We start from the raw sequence: 15,828 nt of genomic DNA, 5'->3' as shown, positions 1-15,828 counted from the left end.
AGTCATACTTTCACCCTAAATAGAAAAAAAATATTCAAAATATATTATGAGGAATAAAATGCAAATAAAAAACAAATCTTTGCTTGTAATCTCACTTATACTTTTGCTTAGCTTTAACACTGCTACCACAATGGAACGCATAACACTTAAACAAATATCAGAAAGGGAAGAAAAACAAAAAGAAGATACGCAAATAGACATCCAGCTCGGAAATGATATTATTCTGCAACTTCCATACGACAGACCAATAGATCTTATAGAAAAACTTCGCTCAGAAAATTTTACTGCTAATTGCTTAACCCACGATAACCTTAAACGGCTTACACAGACATACCCAAGGTATGTCTGTTCATCACTTGCTCGTAGACTATCTCTCACCCATTACGAACAATTACTCAGCGTATATATGCAACAAAATAAACACACAATGGTTGCAAAAGATATTCACAGCTACAAATATGACCCTAAAAATCAATTCTTCATCAAAGCCGATGAAAAAATTGCTCAAATTTATGATCTTCATGGTAAAAAAATGGGAGAGTTTACACTCAAAGAAAACTGCTACTATGTATACTGGAGTCCATGCTCAAAGTTCATTATTAACAGTAGTTTTGGAGGACGGACGTCTTTGCATGATGCAACAGGAAAACTTCTTGTAGAATTTAACGAAAAATATAGCGAGGCAAAAATTAGCCCTTGCGGTAAATTTCTCGTCATAGAATGCCACGAAAGAGACACACATGGAAACTGCATTATAAAATTATGGGATCTTGAAAAAAAACGTTTGGTACAAGAGGTCCCATTTTTTAAATATGCACTCAGTAATTGTGGAAGATTTTTGGTGACAAAAACACTTAACAATCGATATGGCGAAGCAACATTAAAAACAATTAACATTGACACCACCCAAACAATTGCAGAAAAAAATATTTCAGATCACAAATACAAGGACTCAGAAATATCACTCAGCCCTGATGGTAAGTATATCTTATTTACACCATGCGGCTTAGGATCTTGGCCGGATTACTACGTAGTAGATGTTTTTGATACTCAATCATTAAATTCCTATAACATTTGTGTTAGCGACACTTTCGATAAAGTACAAACCGAATTCAGTCCGTGCTCAAGATACGTCATGGTTGAAATCAATGGAAGAACTGTTACCACAAAACATAATGGAGACAGAGAAATAGTTTACGCAGGCCCCAAAATAATAATTTTTAATTTAGAAACAATGAAGGCAGAAGAAGTCATCAAATGTGAGTCAGATGAAATACAGCATACGGAAATAAACAAAACACTACAGATAAGAAACAAATGGAAAATTTTTAAGTGGTTGTGTGCAAAAAATAAAATTAATTATCACAATCTCGAACATTTTTTCCACAAAAAAAAGAACTATTTAGACTTCAAGCAACTTTCTCTTGAAGATTTAGGCAAAACCACACTAGATCTTTACGATGATTTCGTTGTTGCATCAGACACATACGAGGATAAAGAAGGGCTATCTGTGGTGTATATTTGGAATAAATCTCGCTATGACAAGATTGATAGAATTTTCTTGGATTGCAGCGCAATAAAACCTAAGGCCAGCACATGTGGAAAAACATTATTAACGAAAGATAATAATAGATACAACATAAAAAAGCTTACACGCTTTTCATCCAGCGAAAGTTATCAAAAAAAATTAGAATTCAACACAGAAAAATATGGCCGTCCAAGCATAAGTCCTTGTGGAAACCTAATTATTGCTTCACCAAAAGGCCATAGTCAAGACCCCTCCAGCATATTAGAACTTTATCATCCGGATAACGACAAGCCTTTTGCAGTCATACCAGAAGACGCATGCTCACTCGAGTTTAGTCCATGCGGGGGGTTTTTCTCCATTCAAAGATGGAACGACCGAGATGATTTTAATTGTGTTGTCAACTACCCAACCCCAAAATATTTTGAAGAACTTGGTTTGGAGGGCGTAGCAAACTTATTTAAAAAAGAAGAACCGGAACCAATACAAGTAGAAAGTGAATTTGGACAACACACTCAAGAAGAACAAACAAACCAAACGAGTCTTCTCGATGATCTTGAGCAAGGATTGCAAAAATTTCTTAGTTTATTCCCATAATTTTCAAATAAAATTCCTCCTAAAAAATCCCCCGAACATTCGGGGGATTTTTTAATTACTAAAGCTACCTGCAGGAACAAGCTTAAATTCTGGAAATCTTTTGTCTCCAAGCAAATTAATAATATTCTCTATAAATGTTACAGCTTGACCATCGACAAAATTCTGTCTGTCTTTGGCAAGTAAAAGTTGTAAAGCCAGTACATGATCATTTTTACAGCCTGAGGGAAACTGCGTCTGTGCAATAAGCGGACATACCAGCTGTAAACAATTACTCATGCCATAGTGATCAATGTTTTCAGCCAAATGTAAAATAAGCTGTCGCAAAACACATGCATAGTTCAGACAATTCATCTTAAAAGCTTCATTTAAACATCGCGTAGGAAAGTATAGCGCAACAAATTTTGATACCGCCTGCTCTTCATACAACGGACCATGCAAAATCTCAACGCATGCCGGAATATCGAGAAGCTCACGCTTTTTCTGTCTTCGCACAATCTTATCATCCAAAAAATTCAAAATCTGTTCGTCGTCATCATCTTGTATGCAATCCCACGCAGTCTGCCCTGCACTATTTTTTATGTCTGGATCGGCACCAAGCTCAACAAGCGTATGAATCATTGCCTTTACTCTGTCAATACCAATCTCACTTCTGCTCATACAAGCACAATGAAGCATGGTATTACCATCAGCATCAGGATAATGTACATCAGCACCACACTGAACAAGAAAAGTCAGCTTTTCGATATCTATTATTCCTCTTTCTGTTATCAGCCATTCAGCGTAGCTTGACAAGTCTTCTTGTGAATAACTGCAAGAAGAAAGAATTCTTGTAAAGTAAAACTTCTCAGTCCAGGCAAAAGCTGAAAGCATTTTCAGTGCTGTAATATCATTCTTGATGACATCATGACACATGAGCTGCTCAAAACGTTCAAATTTTGCAACTCTTGTTTGATCGCAAATCCAACTGTTTTGCAAATAAAAGTTGACGTAAGCAGCAAGCAATTTCCACTCGCTCAACACATGCTCACGCTGAGCGTGGCCACTGTGAACAAATGGTCGACTGTACGTATCAGCTGCATTAGCTGAACTACCAAGAACAAAGGACAAAAAAATGAGAACAAAAAGTGCTCGCACCAATTTCATAAAAACCTCCATTTAAACGTTATAATTCAATATTATTTCTATTATAAATTAATATAAAAAATTCGTCAAACACACCTAAAACGGTACACTTTCATGTATTTACTCATCCTCACGGGCTTTATTTTACTGTATCCAACAACTCTTGTAAGACATCATATTTTTAAGCAATACTCAGACGTACGTATACCAACACATCTCCTCAAACCACGCTAACTATTGAGTTTTATATGAACTATGCAAAAAACCGATCCTGTTTAATTGTAATAGTACTGCTCTGCATACAAACACTTTGGAGCATGGACAACAGCCAGCATTGCACAACAGACTACGACAAGTGGGGAACAACTTACCTCACCTATGACAATCTTTCTAGCCTGACAAACTATCCTGAACCAGAACAAAAAAAGATCGTCAAACATTTTGCACACACTTGTTATCTTGACTTACTTGGGCAATACCTCAGTCAAAACAAACAAACCAAACAACAAGTGACACAAAAATATAAACGCAACGAATGCATTGCGCGAACCAGGTGCCAACAATACTCCGCAGTACTTGCAAAAGATGAAAAGGTAAGCGTATTTTGCAACCAAGTCACTATCGCCTCACTCTCGCCAGGCAGTCGACCGATCTCTCTAGAGTTCTCATCCCATGACAGTTTTTTAAGGGTACGCACGAGCACAGAAATTATCTCATACCCAATGCCACGCTACTTTGCATGCCTGAGCTTGCAACAGCTTGCAGACCTGTACAAGCCACCGCTTGAAGAACGCGCTCAAAAAACTTTTGACGATGTTACCACATTTCTTTCTGGCATCTTTTTATCATCAAAATAAAATCAAACACCGATAATTGTACCAAGCATTTGCGTTTTATACTCTTGCTGCTAATCTTTTCGAGCGAAAAAAAGTAGCCTACATGCATGTAGACTCTCCCCCCTCTTACAAACGTGTTACAAAAAGGTTTTTATATGAACAAACAACTCCTTACCTTTTCACTCACTGCAGCACTCAGCTTTCATGCTGGCTTTGCCATGGACGAAGAACGCCTGGCAGAAAAAAATGAAGAAAAAATTGCCCGAGACAACCTGCAACACATGCAGCCATTAAACTTAAGAAGCACATCTATTCAGGATCTGTTATCAACAACATTTAGTTGCAGATCAATTCAAGAGTTAATCAAAAAACTTAAAGTTTCAACACTCCCTGTAGAGCCGCAAGAGGCATTTCTTCAAAACAATATCGAGAGATTTTACCCTGAGTTATTTAAGGCATATAAAAATAAATTTGGCTACAGTCATATGTCTTACGGTGATGTCCATCTTAGTCCCAATGATAAGCATCTTGTTATTAGCATTGGCCATGGGGTTTTATTTTTGACCCACGAAAACAATAAATGGGTCACAAGCCAGAGCCCTTTATACTGCCATCAAAGCTCCCCCTCCGTCATCTTTAGTCCCAACTCGCAACTCTGCTGTATTGCAGGTGGAAGCAACAGCGACACTCAACTTTTCGCCTACCAAGATAATAGATGGAACAAAATTGCAACTCTCGCTCCCGCACATGATATCCTTTTTAGCGCTGACAGCAATTCCTTTGTTCTGTACAATCCTGGAGAAAGTCAACTTTGGCATTATTACAACAACACATGGCAACCTATTAAAGCCCCAGGCGGGTCACCTCTTAACATTCTCTCGCACAGCTATGAACCAAACTTAGACTACTTATACACGTCTACCGAAGAATCCTCAACTATACAAGTATGGACACGCATCAATAATACTTGGCAACATAAAAGCAACATTAATCCGCGAGAACTTTCTTATGATTTGCCCGGAGAGAGAGTCGGGGGAGATCAAAGCCTTATGAGAGTTATAAAAAAACTCGACGATACCATAAATATTTTTAAGCTTGAACCAGAAACCGGCAGTTATACATGCATCGGTAGCATTCCACATACCCAGGGCACAGTCTTGTCAGCAAGTCTCACTCTCAACGATCAGCATCTTATTATAAGATCTGAAACAGCTATAGTTTTTTGGTCAAACTCAAATGGTACGTGGCAACAGACTGGTTCTATCGATGGTTTCTTTGGTATCTTTGATGACGTTTCACTCAGCTACGACAGCCAATGCTGTTTAACCGTACACAAGGGTATTATCAGGCAAATCTTGACCTACCAAAACAACCAATGGCAACCCATCAGCGCTATCAGCGATAGGGATAATATAAAAACTATAGGATTAAACCACAATAACAACAAAGAACTTATAGTTGAATACACTGATGGTAGCATGTATATGTGGTACTACTATGATAACGCTTGGCACGACACCGCTATTCTAACAAGTAAAGAAAATACTGAGCAATACAGCTTATCTAGTCGACCTTTCAGCCCTGATGGCCAGCATCTCATATTAGAAGCCCCATACGGCAAAAAGCTAATGCTACCCACATCCAAATACTTCAAAGGTCTCAACATAGAAAAACTAACCGATTTACTTACACCTGAACAACAAGAACTTATTGATCAATCACTCCCAACCCCTGAACAAACTGATTCAATACCTGAGCAAGCTAAAAACACTGAGCAAACTGATAGCACCGAAGAAAAAAAATTGTCAGAGGAACTATCAGAAAAAATTAGTGGATTGCTTAGCAGACTTCGCGCTATGGCTTTATCAGAAAACAAACAAAGAAATTAAAATCGCTTATCAAACAACTTTTACAAAGGGCTCGTTATTCTCAAGCCCTTTTCCACCCTTTGCCACAAAGGTTTTTATATGAACAAACAACTCCTTACCCTTTCACTCACTGCAGCACTCAGCTTTCATGCTGGCTTTGCCATGGACGAAGAACGCCTGGCAGAAAAAAATAAAGAGGCGGTTGTGCCAGGCAACCTGCAACGCTTTCAGCCAGAAAGTCTGAAAGACATATGTATCCAGGATTTGTTGTCAACAACGTTTAATTGCAAATCGATGCAAGAGTTAACAAAAAAACTTAAGGATACAACACTTCCCATAGAACTGCAGGAAGCATTTCTTCAAAACAATATCGAAAAATTTTATCCTGAGCTCCTTGATGCATACAAAAAACGGTTTGGCGGCATAAAAATAAAGTCAAAGGAGGGATATCTTGTTTGCTCATTTAGTCCAGACGGCCAATATCTTGCCATTTGCATGCTGGAAGGAATATACCTTTGCAAATACAAAAACAAAGCTCAAATCATGAGAGACTTTATTAATCATGCAACAGGCGTGATTGGCTTTACCGCAAACAACCAGCTCTTTGTTATCAATAGCGATGCAATAGACGTGTACACCTATAACGATCACGTTTGTAAGCGTACAAAAACCATCGCGCCCCGCGGACATATCGAAAAAACTTATCTCAGCCCTGACGGCCAACACCTTGCTGTAGATGTTAGAGGCCATATGACACGTACATACACAACAAAAGTATGGTCAAATCAAAGCAACGAGTTACAACCTCTTGTCAATACACCTGATGGTATTGCAGCTATACGCTTCAGCCCAAATAGCCAACACCTTGCAATCCAATTATTTGATAAAACAACACAAATATGGACCCACAAAGATAACTCTTTTGAACAGATGGCTGTCCTTGACAACCCAGCGGGCTTTACTGAATCAATCTCATTTGACGCTGACAATAACCTTCTTGTCCAATCAATGGATGGTACAGTGTTACAAACTTGGAAATATGAAAACAACCAATGGGAAAGCACCTCGACAGCTAACAGTCAACCTTCAGCTCAAAAAGCTACAAACGACCCAGGCTATGTGAGTCCTGATGGTTTGTACGAAGTCATAATGCAGGAAGATAACACTGCACAAGTAGTACCAACGCTACAATATTTTCAGGGTCTTAATCTGCAAGAACTTGAGGAACTCTTAAAACCACAAGACGAAGAGTTAGCAGAAAGCAACCTTGCCCAGAGACTACAAAAACTCCATGTGACCGACAACTCATCACGTGGTTAAATGGCTTTTAGAGAACAACTTTTACAAAGGGCCTAAGAATAGTGAGCCCTTTTGCCCCTCCTACAAAAAGGTTTTTATATGAACAAACAACTCCTTACCCTAACTCTAACCGCAGCACTCAGCTTTCACGCTGGACAGGCCATGGACGAAGAACGCCTGGCAGAAAAAAATAAAGAAGCGATTGTCCCAGAAAACCTGCAGCGCTTTCAGCCGTTGAGTTTAAAGGACACGTGTGCGCAAAAATTATTGCCAACCAAATTCGACTACAAATCGATTCAAGGGTTTGCTCAAAAACATGAGGCTCTCAAGGATATTTTAGAGCTTCAAGAAACACTTGCTCAAGAACTTGTCTCTCAGTTTTACCCTCAACTACTCGGCGCCTACAAAAAAAAATTTGGAGACTTCACTATTAAGCATAGAAGTGGAGACCATCCAAAATTCAGTCCCGATGGTAAACACATGATAACCAGTGATCTCTTGCTTCCTGCACAAATTTGGAGGCATCAGGACAATAAATGGGTTCTTACCAAAACCATAGACTTACGCCTTCGATATTGTGCATGTGCGGATTTTAGCCCTGATAGTAAACATCTTATTATAATCAATGGCAACTTACACCAAATTTGGACATATCAAGAAGGCAAATGGGTCAATACAGGCAACATCGAATCAACGTTGCATCAAAGAGTGGGCCATCTGTTTAGCTCCAACTCTGACTATCTTATAACAACTAAAAATAGTCAGAGTTGTTCTGCACAACTCTGGAACTATCACAACAATTCATGGGAGCTCATTCAAACACCAGATAACTGCTATCCGCTAATGTTTGTAGATGATTTAGTAGCTTGCCTTGATGATAACAATAATCTAAATATTTGGACATGCAGCAACAAGGGCTTACAATACTTTTCACCATTCCCTAAACTTCAGGTCCTACCAGAGTTCTGGGAATCAATAATAGGTCACTCAGATAACCGCGAAATTCATGTAGGCAAAATAGACAATGTTATGAAAATTAGTAGTACCACAGAGTACATATCTACAAAGAGCGTATCCTTGGAAACTAATTATACTTCTCTGACTAATGATCAGGATAACATTCGCAAAGTAAAATTTAGTCCTAACAACTTACATTTTGTAACACTATCAGACGATGTTGCAAAAATTTGGACACAGGCCGACGGCACATGGCAACATACCCACACTATTGCCCATGAAAACTCAATAGATAGCATACAATTCAGTAACAATGGCCAACATCTTGCTGTAACATTTAAGGGCTCTTCACCACAATGTTGGACGTATGAAAACAAGACATGGCAAGCAACCGCAGTACCTAATATCCACAACAACAGAGTCAGTAAGATGACTTTCAGCCCTGCAGGTCACTATCTTGCCATAAATTTTGGCTTTCATAGCACTGTCTTGAGATACAAAAACAACCAGTGGCTGCCTGAGCAAACTATTACCGCAAATCCATCCTTAGAATCAATGTCATGCTCATTCAGCCCTGATGACAATTTTGTTCTTTTTAGCGTCACTCAGATAATGACTTTGAACGATACTACACATGTCTTGCCAACATCACGATACTTTGAAAGTCTCAGCCTGGAAGAGTTATCATCCTTTTTCCCTGAACCAACAATACTTGACGAGCTTGAGAAAAAACTAACCGATTTTATTAAAAAAATAATACATTGAGCACCAGCGGCAAAGCCGTCTCGTGACTGTTGATAACGATTTTTTTAGAAAACTTTTTTTGTTAGAGAGCCCGTTCGCTATCGGGCTCTCTTTTTTTTGTTATAAAACAAAATCAAGACAATTATCAGGCGTTATGACATGAAAAGTCTTATATGATTGGGTTTTTATATGCTGTTCTAAATCCTGATAATATCGCTTAAACATTTCCCTAACCTTCTAAATACATGAAAATATGGACTACCACTGCCAATATTTATATAAATTGATGGAGTATCCCATGAGAATTAATAAAAATGGCCAAAATCAAACCATTTCAATAGACAATACCACCTTCCAGTCGCCCCAAACAGCCATCTATACAATTTTCATAAATCCCTACCGCCCTAACCCACTTGCAATTTAATTTCTATCTGATAATATATACAGAGTAGCAAGTTAAAACTTTTGGACTGATAGACAACAAACAGTTGCCAGGCAACCCAATAATAACCTTTTTTTAAAATGGAGTTTATGATGAAAAATCGTAACCAATTCCTTACCCTAACACTGACCGCAGTACTCAGCTTTAACGCCGGACAGGCTATGGACGAAAAGCTCTTGGCTGAAAAAGAGCAACGTGAAATGACCCAACAAAATCCTACTCCGCGCTTTCAGCCAGAAAGCTTGAAAGACATATGCTGGAAAGTCATTATTGAGAATGCTGGAGAATGGGACTATCAAGATCTGAAAATGTTTGAAGATGCACAAAAAAACAACCCCGATTTCTTAAAAAAAGCAATTGTTTCCAAATTTTATCCAGAGCTCACTAAGGCATTTAGAGCTAATCTAGAAACAACAGACGCTACAATCACATGCCAGGCTGGGCATTCAATCATCTGCTGTCGGCTGAGCAATGATGGCAAATCTTTAGCAGTAGTCAGCAGAAATTGCGCACAACCATGGAAAAGCAGTACAGGCAACGATGGGTATGGATACCCAACAGAACATGACAATATTGCTGTACAAATCTGGAGATATGAAAATGATACCTGGAAGCATGACATCACACTCCTGCCTGAACTACCATATGGAGCCAAATTTCTCAATGCTCAATTCACCCAACCTCATGGAAAATTATTTATTACCCTTGCAACCCAGGGTGGCGAGAGAATAGCTTTCAAACGCTTAAAAAACGGTTCTAGTTGGTGTTGTGAAAACCCAAATTGGCAGGATAAAGAGGTCTTCCATCTTCCTGTCAGACTTACTATTGCCAACGATGCCGAGCACAATCAAACCCATATCTTTAATGGCCGGCGTAATGCGGTTGCCACTATCAACACGCAAGACACAATACATACAGCAGATCTGAGCCAAGATTGTAAACATCTTGTAACTACATCAAACAACAACTTTGCACAACTCTGGTCTTTGAAAGATGGATCATGGCACAATGCTGCTACAATAAAAAACGAATCCACCATTAAAGATGCCCTTTTCTTCAATCATAACAAAGGAACCGTTCTAATATTCACCGATAACTCCGTGCAAATAGTACCAATATCACCAAATTTTGAAAAACTTAGCCTACAAGAGCTGCTCGACTTACTCAAAGCCGAAAGACCGCTTTCTGAAAAAATAGAAGAAGCGATCAGCAACGTGGACAATAGCCTAGCTAATATGTCCATTACAGATAACAAGCCACGCGGCTAACACTAACCCTTTTTTTTAAAATGGAGTTTATGATGAAAAATCGTAACCAATTTCTTACCCTTGCACTTACTGCAACACTGTGCGTTCAAGTCGGACAGGCAATGGACGAAGAGCGCCTGGCTGAAAAAGAGCAACGAGAAATGGCCCAACAAAATCCTATTGCGCACTTTCAGCCAAAAAGTTTAAAAGAAATATGTTCTAACGTTGTTGCTTCAAAGTACTTTGAGCCACGCAGCCTAAAAGATATATGCTGTCAAACTATAATCAACAGCACGGAAAAATTAAACCATAAAGAACTTAAAAACCTTACAGAATACCCAAGTGACAATCACATGGTGCTCAAAAAAGAACTTGTTTCAAGATTTTATCCTGAACTACTCAAAGCACATGAAAATAAATTTGGCAAAATGACACTAAAGCACGACTCTACCGTTAATTGTTGCTGCCTTAGCCCAGACAATCAATATCTTGCAGTCGGATCTGATGAAGGAATTCTACATATCTGGAAATACGAAAATAATACCTGGAAACTAGATACTACTACTAACGGTGGGGATTTCATTAACCCCGTACAATTCGCCTCACATAATTGCCTACTCACAAAAAATAACGCTGAAATACGATTTTACAGCTACAAAGATGGTGCTTTAGAGCCTACTAATAATTTCCACAATCGTACAAGCTCAACTACCGGAAATGTCAATCCCTCCACAACCTGTTACGGACCTAACGGCATCTGGGTAGCAATATTTAAAGATGGCTTCATGGCTGTCTATAATAGACTCAATCTCGCAACCAATGTATTTTGTGGCGGTTTTGCTCACTCTATAGAATATTGCAATGGTAGCCAGATGGGGGATGTTCGTTGCATTATTGATAGCGAAAATAAAAACCAACTAGTAATACTAACATTCAAAAATGCTAACAATATCATGTTCTTAAGGTACCCTAATAAAGAAATCTGGAACAATGAAAGTTACTCTATGGAGAGGATCAATCTTCCAGGTAATTTTTCCGCTATTTCCCTAAGCCCAAATGTACAATTTCTCGTATCTAAAACACTTAACAATGTAACACAAATTTGGAAGTATCAGGACAAAACATTCAAACTTGATACCACCATCGGCAACAAAGACATAATTGACATGCCCTTTTTTAGCGATGATAACCAAACCCTTGCAGTTCCATTAACAGACAACACTGTACAACTTTGGCAGTATCAGGGCAGCACCTGGGCGCACACAACTACCCTCACTTGTACTAACCCAATCAACGCTCTTTGTTTTAGCCCAGATGGACAATATCTTATAAACACCTCATCTCAAGACAAAGTTGTTCAAATCTATCCAACTCCACAATACTTTGAAAATCTCAGCATGCAAGAATTGACAGACCTAACAAAAACCCTGCCTGATAAAATACAAGAAACTATCAACAACTTGATAGACAGTCTACGCAATGTGTTGACTACAAATAACGAGCCAGGCAACGAACAATAATTCTTTTAAAAAATGGAGCTTGTGATGAAAAATCGTAACCAATTTCTTACCCTTGCACTTGCTGCAATACTGTCCTTTCAAGCAGGACAGGCCATGGACCCGGATCGTCTAGCGCAAAAAGAAAACCAAGAGCAACAAAGCGTTGAACAAAACAGCCGGCAGAACGTCCCTTCTCTTAAAGACATTTGCCTAGAAACGCTTGTTAAAAAATATAGCCTTGCAGGATCTTCCTACCCAAAGTTACAAGAATTTTGCAACACGAACGGCCTACCAGCAGATCTACTACAAGATCTTGCTGCGCAAGCCATGACCTGGCAAGATTACCCTGCCTTGGTCAAAAAGTACCTTGCAGAGGACAACGCTTTCAAACCCATTAAACTAGCATGGGGAGAAAGGTTTTTTGCTCAGAGCAAAACCAGTGACTTTTTTGCTACCATCTCAGGCAATCGCAAGAAAGTACAATTTTTTGACTACGATGGTACATTGCTCAAAACATTCGACTATGACAATAACGCAGTGTTAACATCTCTAGACTTCAGCCCATGCGGCCAGTACATGCTCATAGCAAATCGAGATAAGATTGAAGTACGCGACATGGACAATAACCTTGTAAAGGACATTACACCAAGCACTCACATCACGCCAGAATATGCGGGTGGACGCTGGGGGTATAAAGCATTGTTTAGTCCTGCAGGCGCATCAATTTTTATTTACTTTAGCTCATCTCCAAACTGTAGTGGCTATCGTGGTGAATTGCGCCCTTTTGATCCACAAGATACAAACTCTCTAGATCAAATCACAAAAATAATAGGTCTTGGAAACAATGAAGGATCTTTCAAACCTGTCAAGTTTAGCCCCTGTGGAGAGTTTATAGCAGTCTGCTCCAGCAACTACATAATTAAACTTTTCAGCACTACAGACGATAACATCCAGCCATGCAAGGTATTTTATAATAACGGGGTTCCCTTTTCTATCGACTTTGCTCGCAACGGTAAACTACTTGCAACAACATCATACAGATGTCTGGCAGAACTCTTTGATACCACTGACCAAGCAAACCAAGACATCTCTTCTACCGACCCACAAATTACAAGTATGCTGCAAGCAAAACATACAAACAAAGATATTCTTTCTGTTGCATTTAGTCCGTGTGGGCAATACTTTGCCACAGCTGACTGGGGCTCGGACAACGACGATGAAGAAGGCGATGAAGAAGACAACGAATGCACAATAATCTATAACATTAATATATGGTCAAATACATGTAAGCTGCTTGCTCGCATTCCACTAGATAAGCAAGTTAAACACCTTGCATTCAGCCCATGTGGTAAGTTTATCTTTGCTCTTGACGATGACTGTAAGGTTAGAAGAATACCGACCCTCACATACTTTAAAACAACACCTATTAAACCAACAATAACTGATGAGATAAAAGAAACCATTGCTGAGCTTGTTTCAAGCTTACGCAACTTGGTGATACCAAACAACAAGACACAATCACGCGACTAGCAGTCTTTTTTATCACGCAACTTTGCAGGGGAGCTCCTAAACAGGGCTCCCTTTTTGCATTTTGGCGCCAAATCTAGTAACCTATTGACATGGTTTAGCGCATCTGTTCATGCTTTTGGATTAACAAGGGTGCTTAAGTTCTGGATCCCCGATCGGAGTCGGGGATGACGAGAGTTACATCGAGAATGACGAGAGTTGGCATCGAAAGCGACAGGGTTTTCTCAGGATCTGTAGATCGCAGACTCCAGGTCAACCTCCGTGTCAAACTAGAGGGCGTTACTTTAGGAGTGACGGGAGCAAAACAACAAGTTTGCACTGTTCAAGCTGCAAGGTTGCAAGCACACTAGATGCTTAAAAATAATAGAAAGGATTACCAATGGCGACAAATACTCTCTCTGCATGCTGGAAGGCATCACTCAGCTTTTTCAAGCCAAGTGAATTTAAAGTCTTGCTTTGGGCTACGGGGCGCAACCTAAACACAAGCATCAAGCTTATGCTCCGCTACTTTTGGTGGCTGCTGGCAGCGATTGTGATCATACCATTTTGCATTGTAAAACTTGGCGGCGACTGGCAAGCGTTGCAATCCATAGATCTTTACACAGAGCCAACAATACTCATGGTCTGTGGTGCGCTACTCCTTACACTTTCAACATTTTTGCTCACATTCTTTTACGTGCTGTGCGCACGACCATCAAACGAACTTAAAAACGCCAGCTACTTTATAACCTACACCCCCTACATGGGCCTTGTAGCACTACTCTGGGTTGTCATGGGCATTATGGGCCACATTCCACTCCTGCGCTTTGCAGCACAAATGGCATCACTCGCTGGTTTTTTAGGCACTATATTTTTTCTTGACGGGAAAAATACCCTCAAAGACTTTGGTACAGCCTTGCTCAATGGCCTACAAATGTTAATTTACTTTGCTCCATTTTTTGCACTTCTCAACATTGTTGGCATCTTGGTGGTTATGGCACTGCTTGGATTAGTGTTCATGCTCCTGTTTTGGCTGGAAATGTACCTGTTTGGTACCGGTACCATTAGTTTTTCAATTGTAGCCATGTTTCTCTTTTTATTTTATGCTGCGGCTATGTCATTTTACATGGTCATGTACACAAAAATTAAACATAGTTACCACACACTCTTTTTTCAGGATAAACAAACCGTATGATCTACCCACTTTTTCGTTCATGGCAACGCGCATTAACCATCGTCTTTCCAGCACAGCTTTTTTCATTGTTCAAACAAACAATTACACGATTATACTCAACGCTTAAAGTAACATTTTCACATTTTAGCGCACTTGCCATTGGCGAAGTGGTTCTTTTCTTGCTTGTTGGCGATATTTTGCTCAGCAAAGCACCCGAAACACTCAATGGCACCGCTTCAACACTGCTGCTACTTATGCTCAGCTGCATTGGTGCGGTCAGCTTTGTTTTGCAAACAAGTTTTTTATTGCTAGTACGGCGAGAGTCTGACGATATTATCCCATCAATGTTGTACCTCAAGGTAACCTTCATCCAATACATACAACTACTTTTCTCGCTCATGCTTTTTTCAATCTTTGTGTTGCTCCTGCTCTCAAGCTGGGGCATAACGCAATACCCAACGCCGCCTTCAGGTCTACTGGCAGCCATTGCCTACCTTAAGCTGGTCACACTCTTTTATTGGCTTGATGGAACACGTTCGTTCAGCAGTTTTTTTGCTGCGCTTGAAAAAGCTGTTAACTTTGTTGTGTACAATGCGCCGCTCTTTTTGTTTGCCTATGGCTTGTCATGGCTTTGTCAGTGGGTTATTCACCACACACTCCTTGCGGGTTACAGCACTGAGACAATTTTACACATCGTTGGCAGCACACAAGCGGCAAGTGCGGCAAACACATGGCCACCGTCTGCGGTAATCATCATTGCCGCACGCTACCTCATGCTTTTAGTGTATGGCTTTGAGATTGCGCTGGTTTTTACAATGTACCGCAAGTATGAAAAGAGCCTTGAGTTTAGTTCGTTGTTTGAGAGTAATGAGGTGAGATCCTGAAATAAATTCAGGATGACGTCAGCGTTGTGAAACTTGTCATCCCGGGCTCTGCCCTCTTGCTTGACAAGGGGATACGAGCCGGGAGCTACGTTAACACTCAGGTAAATTGAAAGTAAAAGAAATTAAGT

General features: G+C 39.7%; 11 protein-coding genes. 10 read left to right on the top strand and 1 reads right to left on the bottom strand.

All coding sequences use genetic code 11. From position 1 onward, the window contains the following. Positions 1 to 58 precede the first annotated feature (58 nt). On the top strand, positions 59 to 2,122 hold the full coding sequence (locus H6679_01510; GenBank protein ID MCB9492933.1) for a hypothetical protein: 2,064 nt from the start codon (positions 59 to 61) through the stop codon (positions 2,120 to 2,122). Between the two features lie 51 nt (positions 2,123 to 2,173). Here the strand turns inward: H6679_01510 and H6679_01505 are convergent, their stop codons facing one another. After that, positions 2,174 to 3,265, bottom strand: a complete 1,092-nt coding sequence (locus H6679_01505; protein ID MCB9492932.1) for a hypothetical protein — start codon at positions 3,263 to 3,265, stop codon at positions 2,174 to 2,176. A 227-nt stretch (positions 3,266 to 3,492) separates the two neighbouring features. Between H6679_01505 and H6679_01500 the strand changes: the two genes are divergently transcribed. From H6679_01500 to H6679_01460, 9 genes are all read left to right on the top strand, one after another. Further along, positions 3,493 to 4,101 carry a hypothetical protein gene (locus tag H6679_01500; GenBank protein ID MCB9492931.1) on the top strand — a complete coding sequence of 203 codons (609 nt, stop codon included), beginning with the start codon at positions 3,493 to 3,495 and terminating at the stop codon, positions 4,099 to 4,101. A 134-nt stretch (positions 4,102 to 4,235) separates the two neighbouring features. Continuing rightward, complete coding sequence (locus tag H6679_01495) at positions 4,236 to 5,969, top strand: WD40 repeat domain-containing protein (protein ID MCB9492930.1); 1,734 nt, start codon at positions 4,236 to 4,238, stop codon at positions 5,967 to 5,969. 78 nt (positions 5,970 to 6,047) lie between these two features. Continuing rightward, the gene (locus H6679_01490) at positions 6,048 to 7,268 is read left to right on the top strand and encodes a WD40 repeat domain-containing protein (GenBank protein MCB9492929.1); all 1,221 of its coding nucleotides are present in this window, start codon (positions 6,048 to 6,050) and stop codon (positions 7,266 to 7,268) included. A gap of 78 nt (positions 7,269 to 7,346) precedes the next feature. Further along, positions 7,347 to 8,969 (top strand): hypothetical protein, encoded by a 1,623-nt coding sequence (locus H6679_01485; protein ID MCB9492928.1) that lies wholly within the window; start codon positions 7,347 to 7,349, stop codon positions 8,967 to 8,969. A 513-nt stretch (positions 8,970 to 9,482) separates the two neighbouring features. Next, positions 9,483 to 10,658 carry a hypothetical protein gene (locus tag H6679_01480; protein MCB9492927.1) on the top strand — a complete coding sequence of 392 codons (1,176 nt, stop codon included), beginning with the start codon at positions 9,483 to 9,485 and terminating at the stop codon, positions 10,656 to 10,658. A gap of 32 nt (positions 10,659 to 10,690) precedes the next feature. Then, on the top strand, positions 10,691 to 12,157 hold the full coding sequence (locus H6679_01475; protein ID MCB9492926.1) for a hypothetical protein: 1,467 nt from the start codon (positions 10,691 to 10,693) through the stop codon (positions 12,155 to 12,157). Between the two features lie 24 nt (positions 12,158 to 12,181). Further along, positions 12,182 to 13,666 (top strand): WD40 repeat domain-containing protein, encoded by a 1,485-nt coding sequence (locus tag H6679_01470; protein MCB9492925.1) that lies wholly within the window; start codon positions 12,182 to 12,184, stop codon positions 13,664 to 13,666. A 376-nt stretch (positions 13,667 to 14,042) separates the two neighbouring features. Then, on the top strand, positions 14,043 to 14,837 hold the full coding sequence (locus H6679_01465) for a hypothetical protein (protein ID MCB9492924.1): 795 nt from the start codon (positions 14,043 to 14,045) through the stop codon (positions 14,835 to 14,837). Further along, positions 14,834 to 15,700, top strand: coding sequence for a hypothetical protein (locus H6679_01460; GenBank protein MCB9492923.1), 867 nt, complete (start codon positions 14,834 to 14,836; stop codon positions 15,698 to 15,700). Before H6679_01465 ends, H6679_01460 begins: the two co-directional genes overlap by 4 nt. Positions 15,701 to 15,828 lie beyond the last annotated feature (128 nt).

Source organism: Campylobacterota bacterium (assembly GCA_020633995.1).
Classification (GTDB): domain Bacteria; phylum Babelota; class Babeliae; order Babelales; family RVW-14; genus JACKCO01.
Note: the sequence above shows the minus strand (reverse complement) of the source record. Positions and strands in the feature narration are given on the sequence as shown.

What these genes read in the sequence shown, in the direction of transcription:
- H6679_01510 (MCB9492933.1), top strand. Translation starts at nt 59, where the DNA reads ATGCAAATAAAAAACAAATCTTTGCTTGTAATCTCACTTATACTTTTG.
- H6679_01505 (MCB9492932.1), bottom strand. Translation starts at nt 3,265, where the DNA reads ATGAAATTGGTGCGAGCACTTTTTGTTCTCATTTTTTTGTCCTTTGTT.
- H6679_01500 (MCB9492931.1), top strand. Translation starts at nt 3,493, where the DNA reads ATGAACTATGCAAAAAACCGATCCTGTTTAATTGTAATAGTACTGCTC.
- H6679_01495 (MCB9492930.1), top strand. Translation starts at nt 4,236, where the DNA reads ATGAACAAACAACTCCTTACCTTTTCACTCACTGCAGCACTCAGCTTT.
- H6679_01490 (MCB9492929.1), top strand. Translation starts at nt 6,048, where the DNA reads ATGAACAAACAACTCCTTACCCTTTCACTCACTGCAGCACTCAGCTTT.
- H6679_01485 (MCB9492928.1), top strand. Translation starts at nt 7,347, where the DNA reads ATGAACAAACAACTCCTTACCCTAACTCTAACCGCAGCACTCAGCTTT.
- H6679_01480 (MCB9492927.1), top strand. Translation starts at nt 9,483, where the DNA reads ATGAAAAATCGTAACCAATTCCTTACCCTAACACTGACCGCAGTACTC.
- H6679_01475 (MCB9492926.1), top strand. Translation starts at nt 10,691, where the DNA reads ATGAAAAATCGTAACCAATTTCTTACCCTTGCACTTACTGCAACACTG.
- H6679_01470 (MCB9492925.1), top strand. Translation starts at nt 12,182, where the DNA reads ATGAAAAATCGTAACCAATTTCTTACCCTTGCACTTGCTGCAATACTG.
- H6679_01465 (MCB9492924.1), top strand. Translation starts at nt 14,043, where the DNA reads ATGGCGACAAATACTCTCTCTGCATGCTGGAAGGCATCACTCAGCTTT.
- H6679_01460 (MCB9492923.1), top strand. Translation starts at nt 14,834, where the DNA reads ATGATCTACCCACTTTTTCGTTCATGGCAACGCGCATTAACCATCGTC.